This is a genomic window from Methanolobus sediminis, from assembly GCF_031312595.1.
In the GTDB taxonomy this organism is placed as follows: Archaea; Halobacteriota; Methanosarcinia; order Methanosarcinales; family Methanosarcinaceae; genus Methanolobus; species Methanolobus sediminis.
Map to the genome: position 1 here is coordinate 794,929 of NZ_CP133592.1, position 13,519 is coordinate 808,447.

Genomic DNA, 13,519 nt, shown 5'->3' on the forward strand with positions numbered 1-13,519 from the left:
ATTTGCACCTAATGGTTGCAGTATTCCACATAGTCTATGATTTTTTGAATATAAGGTGAAAAAGTGGTTGCAGGGGTATAATGGTTGCGCTTTGGTGGTGATTGTAGAAAATACGTCTTTTCAGATTACGCCAAGTAAAGGAAATAAAGAATAAAATCATAGGTGGTATTTATGGCAGATATTTTTCACGATGCGTTAATTATTACAATTGATATAGACGAACTGGAAAAAGTAATGGAATATGTCTACAAGTTATCTGCTGATGTACAGAAACACATCACTGCGCCAGTTTTAGGTCTAAATGGTGTAGTAACTATATCTTTTTTATCAGATGGTTCTAAGTATGGATGGGGTATTGATAGCGAAATGCAAGATGCTAGATGGCAGTTAATTAAATTTGTTGAAGAAAACTGCGATAATCCAGATATTGTTTTACTTCAATATGGTGGAGATTCAGAATACACAGATATTCTATATTCTACTGATTAATTCCGAAACACTTTGGAAAAGGAAATCATGATTAAGAGTGATTTTATAGAATCATTTTGGAAAATAGATGATTTTTCAAAGAAGGATAGAATGCGTATAGCATTCGATGGGGTTGCTGTGGTTATTGGTGTTGCATTTTTTGGGCTGGGTACTTATGGAGTTTATTGATTGTCATTCCTGCAATCTTGGATTTTGTTGAATCGGTAGAAGATGTGGAAATTAATTTCCTATTATGCTGACTAATCGGAAGTTCTGATTCTAGAAACCACTCAAAAAATAGAAAACAAAGAATGGTTAATCTAACCATTCTCCTAATCAACCTCTCACAGGACGCACATAATTATACACTCTTATAGCATCACCCTGCGGAGCATTATTTCCATAATCATCAGGATCACCTGATTTCGGATCACTCCTCTGTGCACCGGCACCGTGGACATCCATCCACTTTCCGTTCATGTAACCCAATGCACGTCCGAACGAGACATATACAGCAGTTGAACCGCTATTGCCAGTTTTTGCATGTGTCGTGCCTGTCCAGTAGAAACCGTAATCATCATTTCCCATTTCATTAACTATCTGTGTGCATTCAAATATCGGGTCGATAGCAGGTGAATCAGTTGTATCCGGGGAGCGGCTGTAGTCTACAATACTCTGCAACTCCTTTGCATTTGGCAGGCGCCAGTCATCGTAACCTGCATAATCCAGGTTCTCTGCAAAGTCAAGAGCCTCTTCCCAGTTCAGTGAACCGTCGTCGTTCGTATAAGCTGAAAGCATATCGGCGAACTCGTCATCGCCACTGTCGGATTGTGTCCACGTAAGTCCTGTGGCCTCATCGGTGATGGTCCCATCTCCGTTATCAACAAAAAAGTTGGTACCGTATGCAGTATTTCCCCTTACAAGTCTCAGGTAATATCGCCCTTCCTCCACTTTCAGATCTCCACCTGACTGCGGATAGCCTTTTATTCTTCCGTCTGCGAGGTTGAGTCCGAAGAAAGCAGCCTGGACGGTCATTACCTTATAAACGTATTCAGTACTGGTAATATACTGGGCATCAATTATCCTTCCTACAGTCGGATACTCGAAATCAAAGTATTCAGTGTCAACGAAAGGAGTAAGACCGGAAGCAGACTCTGCCATAGGATCAGGGTCAGTACCTCTGAAATCCATCAGGGAATACATTTCCTTGATAGTAGGAACCCTCCAGTCGTCGTATCCACCTGTAGTTGCTGCTTCAGCCTTATTTTCAGCATCATCGAAATCCGATCTGGTCATTTCCTTCTGCCACATCAGGCCGGTGCTTTCATCAGTTATAGTACCATCACCATTATCAACAAAATGAGGCTCTATACCATTATACTGGGCATCCTGACCATAGAATGCATCCCCCTCTGAAGGCGGATGAATGACCCTCTGATTGCCATAGTACAGATACTGCATCGTGTCAGTCACTACATATTGTCCTGGTTCAGTAACTTCTGCCTCTGACACATCATTAGCAGTATCTTCAGCACTTATTTCTGATGTCCCATCTACATCCTCAGTCGGTGCCTGCCGATCCCGGGGTCCGGCACATCCTGCAACAAGTATCACTATAAGGATGATGCATATAGATAAAATAACTTTTTTCCTTATCAACATGACAGTTTCTCCTGCTACTATCATAAAATGATGAAATGTATGCTTTAAAAATGTAACTTGTAACTACAACAAGTAATCGAAAAAATAATCAAGATGGTCAACTGAACCATCCTCTGAATAATATCGATTCAAAAACTTAAAATCCGAACAGCGATGTAACATCCATTACCACACTGGCAACGGTATATTTTACGGTGCTTGTGACACCTACAGGTTCCACAACGATCTCACCGTTGTCTTTTGCTGCAATGAACTCTGACAATGGGTCTGATGATCTGAGAACTGACCTGACGGTGAACTCATTTGCACCTACAACCATGGTTGCACCAAAATCCTCGTCCCCATCAACCTCTTCAAATGTTGTAATGACTGCATCCTCTGTAATGGCTTTTATGTATACCTTATCTTCGTCATCATCGACTATCACTAACTTAATAGTTTCGTCACCAAGAAGAGTCACAAGGTAAGAGGGGACAGCGCCCACATTCGCATTATATTCATCAACATCATTCTCAAGGTCACTGACAATATCTGCGCTGGCTACGGGCATAAGCAACGTAAGAAATAACAGTGAAATCACAATTATATTTTTCATCCACTTCCTCCATTCAATTTATCCTTTTCATACTCCCATTGATAGACACAGAGAGTATCTGAACTATCCAGCACCCATAAGTACCATTACGCTATCATTCCAGTTATACTTTTTTGAGAAAAAACAAAATATATAGTAAATGTTCAAAGATATTTGCTTTCATTTAATAGAGAGATGACCACAATAAAACAAAAGTAGAGAATAAAAAAGAAACAGAGGATCAGCTAAACCATCCTTCTGTCCTCAGGCAGATCCTGACAAGCATCAGCATCACGGGTACTTCAATCAGAACTCCTACAACTGTTGCAAGGGCTGCACCGGATGACAATCCGAACAGTATAGTTGATGTGGCAATGGCCACCTCAAAATGATTGGATGCCCCTATCATTGCGGAAGGAGCAGCATCCTGATAGCTCAGTTTCAGCAGCTTTGCAAGCACATATCCAAGCGTGAAAATAAACACAGTCTGTATGAAAAGCGGAACAGCTATCCACAATATTGTAAGCGGCTGTGCAAGTATTGTCTCACCTTTGAAACTGAAGAGCAGAATCAATGTGATAAGAAGGGCTGTTATCGTAATCGGTGTCAGCAAATGAACAAAACTTGTGTTGAACCATTCCTCACCTTTTGTCCTGATTATCAGTTTCCGGGAGAGATAACCTGCTGCCAGCGGGAGTGCCACATATACCCCAATGGACAATGCCAGCGCTTCCCATGGAACCGGAAGTCTTCCAACACCAAGCAGAAAACCACCCAGAGGACCATAAAGGAAAAGCATTGTCAGTGAATTAATTGCAACCATCACAAGAGTGTGACAGTCATTTCCACGTGCCAGATATCCCCATACAAGCACCATTGCAGTACACGGAGCAATTCCCAGAAGGATGCATCCGGCAAGGTAACTTCTCCATAACGGAACCTCAAGCATTTTCACACCTTCGTGGAGTACAACAGTACCTACACCATAACTTGCACCAACAGGCATGTCAAGTCCGAACGGCATCTTTACAAGGTCAGTTGCTTCAGGACCTATGAAGCCGAGGAACAGTGTTCCAAGGAAGAAGAGAGAGATGGCATACATTGTGAAGGGTTTTATAGCCCAGTTAATGAACAGAGTAAGACCGACAGGTTTCAGATTCTGGCCAGCCTTGACAACTTCCCCGAAATCGATCTTCACCATAATAGGATACATCATAAAGAACAGGCAAATAGCAATCGGAATTGAAACAACCGGTGCTCCCTCTACATAAATTGAAAGACTGTCAAGATACAGAGCCACACCTGGTGCAACCTTCCCAAGAATGATTCCTGCAATGATACATAGAATCACCCAAACTGTCAGATACTTCTCAAAAAAAGCAAGACCTTGCGGCTGCTTAGTTATACATGCTTTTGCCATAGAATTTATCCCCACTGGAATTGTATTCCCAATCTTCTACTATTGAATATATTTGATTCTTTTTTATATATAAGCACTTCATTTCAGAAAAATGCTTTTCAAATCTATTTGAAATACTGGCATGGAACTATATAAAGAACAATATAGCGGCAAAATATGACTCTGAATGATTACACAATTCCTATGCCTACAGTAAATTAACAGAATTTTGAGTCATCATTCAGCCCTGAACGCGACAGTGATCCATTCCCGTATCTCATCTCGTATCTGCCTGAAAATTTCAAGTTGTTCGGTATTTGAGCCTGTGGCTGCAACAGGATCCTTAAAACTCCTGTGCATCAATTTTTTGGCACGAGGTTCATCACTTCTAACATTTACAGATGCAAGTTCCGGTGTACTACAAACGGGACATGCCTGTTTTGCTTTATCACAAACAGTTACAAGGACATCAAACACAATATCCTGATATTCACTTAATGTCTTTGAACGCTGCCCGGAAATATCAATATTAATTTCCCGCATTACCTGAATAGCACGAGGATCTACAGCAGTGGCTTCCACACCTGCACTGTATACGTCATAACCATCACCATAGATAGACCTCATTAACCCTTCGGCCATCTGTGATCTTGCAGAATTGTGGTAGCACACAAAAAGAATCTTCTTTTTATCCTGCTTTTCTATGATTTCCACCCCCGGAATCCTTCAAATCCATAATCATAAAACTCATTGATATGAAAATAAACAGGATTTATGAATTATCAATGTCTTCTACAAATTGCTCAATTCTTTTCATAATCAAATCTCTGAGTTCACGTGCCTGTTCCAGTTTCTCTTCTTCAGAACCAGTAAAGGTTTCAGGATCAGGATAAGGCCAGTGAAGTTGAAGAAATGGTTTTGGAAAAAGCGGACATTCTTCTTCATGTGCCCTATCACATACTGTGATGATATACTGGTAAAATCTTCCTTCTCTGAAAAGATCCCATACCGACTGAGGTTTGCTACTACTCAGGTCAAAGCCATCCTCTTCCATAACTTTCAGCACCAGAGGATTTATGGGTTCAGGTTTGTAGCCTGCACTCTCAACTTCAAACCTTTCCCTACCAATCTTTTTCAGATAAGCTTCGGCAATCTGGCTTCTACCACTGTTGCGGATGCATATGAAAAGAACCTTGATTTTATTGTTGCCTGACACCATATATTTTATTTTTCATATACACGGAAGATATAGTTAACCTATATAGATTATATAAAGACCATAATTTGTCTTTATTCCTTGATCAAAAAAGAACACAATGATATATTGAAAATAATTACAGAAAGAGGAAATTTGAAGATATGATTTTCCTTATAGAAAATAAAACTCCAGCAATTACATCTAGAATATAAACCGCCTACCTGGTAGACGGCTCAACGACCATTCACCTGGTGGATGGCCTGTCAAAGAAAATATTCTTGCCTTTAACACTCAGCGGAATTCCCATTGCGACATCCGCATCAACCATTCCAGAATGACATGCAGCTGCCCCTGCAGAATAGAGGACCCTATTATCAATACACAGGTCTTTCGCCTTGGCAACCGCTGAACCCACTGCAATTCCCAGATCCATATACTTGATCATACAGTGCGGACCTGTGAACTCCACCTTCACTTTCTTGTGCATAACCATATCAGCACATGTCTCAAATCCACATGCACCACAGTTAAGTGAGCTTACCCCTGAAGACTTCAAACCAATGATAACCAGACAATCTGCATCTCTCACATTCTTTGCATCCCGAATCAGGAATTTCAGACCTTTGGTCTCACTGAGCTCCTCCATCTTATCGGCAAGGTCCATTCTTTCATCATCATTTAACAGATAAGTCACAATGTCATCAATACCCTTACCTTTTGGTGCTGTTCTTGCAGCTACAAGAATAGTATTTGCAAGCATTTCGAGTACTTCAAGTTCAGGATTCTGTTTCATAAAAAAAGAAATGTTTTGATTCTATATATTCATTGAGGATTGCGATCCAATCCTTTCAGAACCTACTCTGTAGTCTTCCCGTCAAATTCTGCTTCATTTGCCTCAGCTTCTTCCTTCGTGGAACGTATGATTCCATCCTTATGATGTGCCGGGGAATAGATGGTATATAATTTCAGATCCTCTGTTCCTGAAGTGTTGATAACATTGTGCTGGGCGCCTGCCGGTACTACTATTGCAACTCCGTCTCCGAGTTCATACTCATTGCCATCAATTATACACTTTCCCTGTCCGCTTTCAAAACGGAAGAACTGATCATTTTCCTCATGAACTTCCATTCCTATTTCTTCCATAGGCTTAAGGCTCATAAGTACAAGCTGGCTGTGCTTTGAAGTGTAGAGAACTTTACGGAAATTGGTGTTTTCCAGAGTGGCCTCTTCGATATTGATAGAAAATCCTTTCATGGATATTAATATGACTTTATTGGATATAAACCCACATACTCCAATATTTGGAAGAGAATATATTAATAAATGTGAAAACGAAACGACTGCAAAATAATATATCAGACGTTATCGTTCACACAAAAAATACAAAAATCAAAGATCAAGAGTCAGGAAATTAGGCTCATTATGAACGTGAGAATGTGTCTTCTCAAACTCCACTGCTTCCTTTTCCAGATTCTTCTGGATGCATTTATCCACAATCTCTACAAGATCATCTCTCTCGACCTTAGTAACAGCACTGAGGAACTTGAGATGTTCTTCCCCATCACCTTTCTCATCAAGTATCTCAACAACTGGTTCACCATCGGAGGATGTCAGACTACCTTTTACAAGACCTGAAGATGACTTGAAACTGATCTTAACATGACCCACAAAATCAGGATTTATTTCCTTTACCTTGCCCCTAATATCCACAAGCATATGGACAAGCATAGATGTGATCCTGTCAACATCTTTGCCATTGGAAATAATGGAGTATTCACCTGCATAGCTTCCAACACCTGAAACTTCCATGGAGTTCATGTCCTCACGCTCCTGATGGAGATCACTTTCACCTGTCAGCAGGTCCATGAATCTCTCAAACTTATTATCCGCATTCTTTGCAGAGAACTCCACAACAATAGCATCAGGATTTATTTCCAATGCCTTCTGAGTTGAAGCTGCAATTGCCTCCCTGTCAACAAGATCGATCTTATTGATACAAACGATCTCAGACTCTTTTATCTGGTTCTCAATGAACTTCGGGATCTGATCCCATTCTGCACCAAACCTGCTGGCATCAATAAGTGTAACAACCGGAGCAAAGGAAACTTCGCCAAGGTCCATAAGTTCAATGTGTTCCTTTATCTGTAATGGGAATGCTATTCCAGTAGGCTCGATAATAACAACATCAGGTTCATAGTCCTCTATGATAGTCTGGAGAGTGAATTCCATGCTGACCTTTAGTGAACAGCATATGCAACCGCTTGTGAGTTCTTTTGTAACAAGACCGCTGCTTGAAATGGTCTCACCATCCACTCCGACTTCACCAACTTCATTGACAATTATGGCTATCTTGTGACCTTTATCAATTAGATGTTTTCCAAGATTCCTTAAAGTAGTAGTTTTGCCACTGCCAAGAAAACCGCCTATGATTATGACTTTCATTTTTTCACCATTAAGTAATATCTGAATATTGTCTGTAGTTAGTGTGGGTCCAAAAGCAAATATACCCATAAATCCGGCTACTAAACTAAAAGCTTTTTGAAAAATCACCTCTAACACAGGATTTGGAGAGTTTTATTGTACCAGAGGTAGACGGACATGAACAGTTGTTCCCTTGCCCTCTTCACTGCTGATGTAAATATCGCCTTTGTGATCTTCAACTATCTTCTTACATATATACAGACCAAGACCGGTACCACCGTATCTCCTTTTCACAGAAGAATCAACCTGGTAGAAACGATGGAAAAGCATTGGTATCTTATCCTCTGAAATTCCAATACCTGTATCCATTACATCCAGATACATCGAATCCTCGGAAACATGTGCTGAAACTGTTACTTTACCACCATCAGGAGTAAACTTTACAGCATTATCTATCAGGTTCACAAAAACATCCATCATCTTGTCACGGTCAACAACAACCGGTGGCATATCGGATGGGATGTCAGTTACAAGCTCTATGTTCTTGCTTGCAGCCTGGAGTGCAAGATCCTGAACTGATTGCTCAAGTATATCCCTGATCTCAAGCATTTCAAAAGAGTAGTTCAGTTTACCGGACTGGGCACGACTCAGATATAGCAAAGAATCCACAAGCCTTCGAAGACGCTCCGAATTCCTGAGGACAGTCTCAACAGCCTTCTGCTGCTGCTCATTAACTTCACCAAGTGTACCGTCTGAAATAAGCTGGCTGTATCCTTTAATAGATGTTAGCGGGGTCTTGAACTCATGACTTACATTCGAGAGGAAATCATCTTTCATCCTATCCAGAGATTTCAATTCCTCGTTGGCTTGTGAAAGTTCTTCATTTGTTTTTGAAAGCTCTTCGTTGACCTTGGAAAGTTCATCGGCATACTTACGCAGTGTATCTTCTGATTTCTGGCGCTGGATAAGTTTCCACATTCCTTCCATGAATAATGTCAACTGTCTTACATCAGTTTTATCGTAATCTTCGTCCTTATTTCCAACACCAGCAACACCTACGATCTTTTTCCCATCAAATATTGGGATGCTCATATAACGCCTGAGCCTGATATGGCCTTCCGGATAACCATGTTTTAACGGATTCGGAGCTTCGAAATCGTTTACAATTACAGCTTTCTTTTGCCTGATTGGTTCTCCCCATAGGCCGGTTTCTTCAATAGAATACTCCAGCTTCTTTCCCTTCACCTTGCATCTTTCCATAATGCTCTTTGACCATGAATAAATTGTGAGCTTGGTATTGGTATCATTAAGAAATGCCAGGTAACCTATATTACTCTGTGTCAACCGAACTGCTTCTTCCTGCACAAAGTCTGCAACATTACTTAGAGAAAGATCTGTAACATGGCTGATCTTCAGTAATGCTTCCAGACGTGATTCATCAAGACGTAATGCCTCTTCGGCCTTTTTACGAATGGAAATGTCACCATATATACCAATACCTCCAAGAAAAGTGCCGTCGTCCGCAAGATTGGGGCTGTAATCGGCTTTTAGATACAGATTTTTGCCGCTAATGACAGAATGGTATTTTCCTTCAAAATGACCGGTTTTTCTTGAAAGAACATCCGAAATGGCTTTTTTCATATCCTCGTCCTGAATTTGGGTCACCATGTTAAAACCAATGACTCTGTCTTTATTTTCCACATCTATAATCTGGAGGAACTTCTCGTTACAATGAGTAACAATACCCTCTGCATTGAAGTGGAAAATTCCTACCGGAGAGTTCTCGAAAATAAGACGATATTTCTTCTCGGCTTCATGTACAGCTTCTTCAGCCATTTTGCGTTCGGTTATATCCTGTAATGCACCGGTGACATTCACAACCTTGTCATCCTTTATTATTGGGTGGCCAATCGTTCTTACCCATTTGTGTGTACCTTTAGCTGTAATCATTTCCAGCTCAAGGTCGTAAGGTTTGCCTTTTTGCACAGCGTCAGCTACAGCTTTTTCGATAATTTTCTTTGATTCCGGAGAATAGAAACTTAAACCCATCTCGACATCAGTAGGAGTTGAAGGATGTAATTCATGGATATGTGCAATTTCAGCTGTCCATGTGCCTTTCCCGGTTGCCGGATCAAATTCCCAGCCTCCTATTTTGGCTATTCTGCTGACCTCAGCAAGAAGAGCTTCACTCTTTTGCAGTTTTTCTTCAGCCTTCATGCGCTCGGATATGTCTTCAAAGACACCAATGCCTCCAAGAAATGTTCCATCTTCCGCTATATTCGGACTGTAATCTGCCTTGATGTTAATAGTGATATCAGCCGTAACTGTGTGGTATGGTCCTTCAAAGTGACCCACCTTCCTGGAGAAAACATCAGAAACAGCTTTTTTCATCTTTTCATCTACAATGGAAGCAACAATGTTGAAACCTATCACATCCTCTTTTCTCCCAAGTTGCATTATTTCCAGAAGCTTTTCATTGCAGTGAGTAATGATACCGTTCTTGTCGAAATGAAATATACCGAACGGAGAATTCTCAAAGATCATACGATATTTTTTCTCAGCAGCCAGAGCTGCATCTTCTGCCTTTTTCCTTTCCGTTATATCTATGATTATACCCTGATAGTAGGCAGGATCCCCTTTTTTATCTCTTACAAGGTGTGACCTTTCAGTAACCCAGCGAATCTTGCCGGATTTTGTCATAAGACGGTATTCCTTTGAGAAGAACATCTTGCCCTGAATTTCAAGCTCTGAAACATCACCGCGCACGCGATCCAGGTCATCAGGATGGATTATGTCCCCATAATTCATCTTACCGGAAGTCAGATCCACAGGAGTATAACCAAACTGGGAAATGTTCTCAGAAACAAAAGCAACAGGCCAGCCATTTTCAGCGCTCCACAGAAATGCCACAACAGGACTTTTTCTGTAGATATCTCCCAGCTTTTCCATGGATTTGAACTTGTCACGCAGTGTTTCGTGGTCGATGGTCTGCTCCACAAGCTTGCCGATAGTGCCTATCATACCCCTGTAATTTCCCTCATCATCAGTAAGAGGAAGCAGAAAACCACTATGATAAATGAACTGACCATCCGGTTTAATAAATGGAAAAACATCATAATTTCTTGATTGCAGGTCTTCCTTTACAGCCTCGAAAACATCTGCGAATCCAGGATCTTCACCTTCACCGCTTTGTGGTATAAAATTTGTCAGTTTCTTCCCGCATACATCTCTTTTTGACAGACCGGATATAGACTCCATACCCTTGTTGAAAAAGACTATTTTGTCATTTGCATCAACAGCCCAGAAACCTGTCCAGACATTTTCGAGGATCTCATCCCGGAAATACTGACTCCTGCTAACGGTCTTGCATGAAGTAGAACTCTGAAGCAGCGTCCATATACCGTTCTTTTCAATAATTGTTCCGTCATGCATGCTGATAAGTTCGATCATTTCCATTCTTGAACGTGCTTCAAGGAGAAATGCAAAAAGACCTGTGATCCTTTTTGTCCTGATAAAATTCATAGCCTCTTTTTCATATTCCACAAAGCTATCCCAGGAATCACCATCTACGATTGTGAATTTGTCAACGATCCGCAGGCCATTGTAACCTTCAGCCATTGCAATATTGTAGATCTCTTCCCATTTCAGAAGGTCCATGTCAGAAACAGCACCTTCCCCGGCGATGTAGCATTCATTACACTGCGAAAATATCAACTGTCCGCTTTCAACATACCTGTCAACATCAAGTCCTGAATCCCTGAGAAGGTTTGTCACATTGTCGGTGTCAAGCTGACCTGCCACACCCCAGAAACAGCACTCATTATTCTTTAGTCCGGCATCGAAAAAGGAAGCAACTATATCCACAAGTTGCTCTGTGGTATCATAAAGCAGGGAAAATGAATTACCCTGTATCATATCTTCTGTAAAATTAATGTCTGACCGGATACTCTGTATAGTAATGATGTAACCCCACTAATTTGACTATCAAATACTATGCTGCTATCAGAACAACATAAATTACTTCACTATTAATTTATCCAATTCTTATATTTAAGTAGTTGCTTTTTTCAGTTGGAAGAGTATATTCTAAATGAAAACTTAAATTAACAAAAAAGCAATTAAAACCAATATACTTCTTTTAATTCTGTTGAAATTCACTCTTAAATTTCCATATGAACTTATCTTCTCAAAGACTCAACCCATAAAGAAGAACTAAACCAGATATAACAGAAGAAAATAAACCCGATATTTGATAAAATTCAGTTGGCAACGATTTTTTTGACATATAGGATAATATACTTAGAATGCCAGCTACAGTTAGAGCATTTACATATAATACCAACCAAAGTGGTAAAGCTGTAAACGTATAATAAAAAGATGTTAATGCAACAGCATTTGCAAAGATTGCAATTCTACTGACATAATGCGTTTCAACAATAACACCTACAAAAATAAGTGAAATAGATGGAAGTATATCTAGCGCCTGATTTGGTAAAAAAGAAGTAAGTATAATTTCCATATAAAAGCACCCTTATCTTAGCTACCTAGAACCCTCATTTAGAAGTATCAAGAAATGATTTAAGGTTTTCAGCATATTCGATTAAAAGTTCATTTACCTTTTTCATCGATTCTATCAACTCATTATATTCAGGATATTTTTTCTGGATTTCCTGTGGAGACTTTCCCTTATTTTCAGCTTTTTCTAGTTCTTCAGAATACCATTTTCTGAATTTTGCCTGATGAGTTGTAAGGTGAGGTCTCAAACCTTTATTCAAAATGTCTACTGACATTGAAACTAAATTACCACAATGTTCAGTTCTAAGAGATTTACCAGATAATTTTTTAATCTCTTCTCTTGTAGATTTGAACAAGGCATACCACGAATCATATATTTCTTTGATTACATCATTTTCAGGTTCAATCGGTATAGCTGCTTTTCTTGTAATCAATTCAGTATAAATTCGATGAGCTATTTCCAGATTTTCATAATTTCTTTCTAAATGATAACTACATTTTAACAATTTTGCATCGAAATTCAAATCAATAGAATCTACACTAAAACGTTTCTGGTAAATTACGTAAATAACCACAATAACAGCAACAACAAACAATAAAATTACTACCAATAAGTGAATCTCCAGTCCCACAGAATAATCTGTATGATAAAGATTAATCAACGTTTGATTATTGTTCAACACCAGCTTTCCCCACTGTGATTACGTCTAAAAGATGTGCGAGAATTATCAGGATTATTTTGGTTACGTGTTTCAAATGCCGCATGAATCATATTTTTTATTGAAGCTGGATCTGATGTCCAATTGTATATCTTAGCATAATCACACTGGAAGTTATCATAAAGTCGAGGAGGTATTAAACCTGAAGTGAATTTTCCTGTATTGTGATCAGGATGACTTGGCAATAGTATTCCTAACAGCCCAGCACGTGGATTTTTCTCTGTATTTCTTATGCTTGAACCAATTTCCCAGTCTACATGTTTTCTTTTCCATGTTTCAGTACCTATCAACACTATTGTAACAGTTGGATCCCTAAGGTATTGATCACGAATTATTTGCCTTATTCTTTCATCACTCAAATTTTGATCATCAATATCACCAATTTGCACAGATCTGAGCACAGCAATATCAGAACTACTTAAAATATTCTCAAATTCATCCCTATAGTATTGATCATTTTTGTGATGATAGCTAACAAATACTTTATGTTTATCACCCATTTTTATCACTGATATATACCTACATTTACTGATAAATAAATTTTTTGATGATTTTTAAAATTC

Annotated in this window: 14 protein-coding genes; 2 read left to right on the forward strand and 12 right to left on the reverse strand. The window is 39.5% G+C overall.

Annotated features, from left to right (window positions below; translation table 11 throughout):
• The first annotated feature begins 171 nt into the window (after window positions 1-171).
• The gene (locus RE474_RS03740; protein ID WP_309311640.1) at window positions 172-489 is read left to right on the forward strand and encodes a hypothetical protein; all 318 of its coding nucleotides are present in this window, start codon (window positions 172-174) and stop codon (window positions 487-489) included.
• A 12-nt stretch (window positions 490-501) separates the two neighbouring features.
• Window positions 502-657, forward strand: a complete 156-nt coding sequence (locus RE474_RS03745) for a hypothetical protein (protein ID WP_309311641.1) — start codon at window positions 502-504, stop codon at window positions 655-657.
• 147 nt (window positions 658-804) lie between these two features.
• Here RE474_RS03745 and RE474_RS03750 read toward each other — a convergent pair whose 3' ends face one another.
• From RE474_RS03750 to RE474_RS03805, 12 genes are all read right to left on the reverse strand, one after another.
• Entirely contained in the window at window positions 805-2,130 is a 1,326-nt protein-coding gene (locus tag RE474_RS03750) for an Lcl C-terminal domain-containing protein (protein ID WP_309311642.1), read from the reverse strand.
• 136 nt (window positions 2,131-2,266) lie between these two features.
• Window positions 2,267-2,725: a hypothetical protein gene (locus tag RE474_RS03755; RefSeq protein ID WP_309311643.1), complete on the reverse strand. Its 459-nt coding sequence runs from the start codon at window positions 2,723-2,725 to the stop codon at window positions 2,267-2,269.
• Between the two features lie 220 nt (window positions 2,726-2,945).
• Window positions 2,946-4,124, reverse strand: a complete 1,179-nt coding sequence (gene arsB, locus RE474_RS03760; protein ID WP_309311644.1) for an ACR3 family arsenite efflux transporter — start codon at window positions 4,122-4,124, stop codon at window positions 2,946-2,948.
• Window positions 4,125-4,340: 216 nt separating this feature from the next.
• Window positions 4,341-4,817 (reverse strand): arsenate reductase ArsC, encoded by a 477-nt coding sequence (locus RE474_RS03765; RefSeq protein WP_309311645.1) that lies wholly within the window; start codon window positions 4,815-4,817, stop codon window positions 4,341-4,343.
• A gap of 58 nt (window positions 4,818-4,875) precedes the next feature.
• A complete protein-coding gene (locus RE474_RS03770; RefSeq protein WP_309311646.1) occupies window positions 4,876-5,322 on the reverse strand; it encodes an arsenate reductase ArsC in 447 nt (148 codons plus the stop codon).
• A 223-nt stretch (window positions 5,323-5,545) separates the two neighbouring features.
• On the reverse strand, window positions 5,546-6,094 hold the full coding sequence (locus tag RE474_RS03775) for a ferredoxin domain-containing protein (RefSeq protein WP_309311647.1): 549 nt from the start codon (window positions 6,092-6,094) through the stop codon (window positions 5,546-5,548).
• Between the two features lie 62 nt (window positions 6,095-6,156).
• The gene (locus RE474_RS03780) at window positions 6,157-6,555 is read right to left on the reverse strand and encodes a cupin domain-containing protein (protein WP_309311648.1); all 399 of its coding nucleotides are present in this window, start codon (window positions 6,553-6,555) and stop codon (window positions 6,157-6,159) included.
• Window positions 6,556-6,690: 135 nt separating this feature from the next.
• Window positions 6,691-7,743, reverse strand: coding sequence for a GTP-binding protein (locus RE474_RS03785; RefSeq protein WP_309311650.1), 1,053 nt, complete (start codon window positions 7,741-7,743; stop codon window positions 6,691-6,693).
• Window positions 7,744-7,875: 132 nt separating this feature from the next.
• The gene (locus RE474_RS03790) at window positions 7,876-11,637 is read right to left on the reverse strand and encodes a PAS domain S-box protein (RefSeq protein ID WP_309311651.1); all 3,762 of its coding nucleotides are present in this window, start codon (window positions 11,635-11,637) and stop codon (window positions 7,876-7,878) included.
• 271 nt (window positions 11,638-11,908) lie between these two features.
• Complete coding sequence (locus RE474_RS03795; RefSeq protein WP_309311652.1) at window positions 11,909-12,241, reverse strand: hypothetical protein; 333 nt, start codon at window positions 12,239-12,241, stop codon at window positions 11,909-11,911.
• Between the two features lie 34 nt (window positions 12,242-12,275).
• Window positions 12,276-12,848 (reverse strand): hypothetical protein, encoded by a 573-nt coding sequence (locus RE474_RS03800; RefSeq protein WP_309311653.1) that lies wholly within the window; start codon window positions 12,846-12,848, stop codon window positions 12,276-12,278.
• A 65-nt stretch (window positions 12,849-12,913) separates the two neighbouring features.
• Window positions 12,914-13,456 carry a TIR domain-containing protein gene (locus tag RE474_RS03805; protein WP_309311654.1) on the reverse strand — a complete coding sequence of 181 codons (543 nt, stop codon included), beginning with the start codon at window positions 13,454-13,456 and terminating at the stop codon, window positions 12,914-12,916.
• Between the last annotated feature and the right edge of the window lie 63 nt (window positions 13,457-13,519).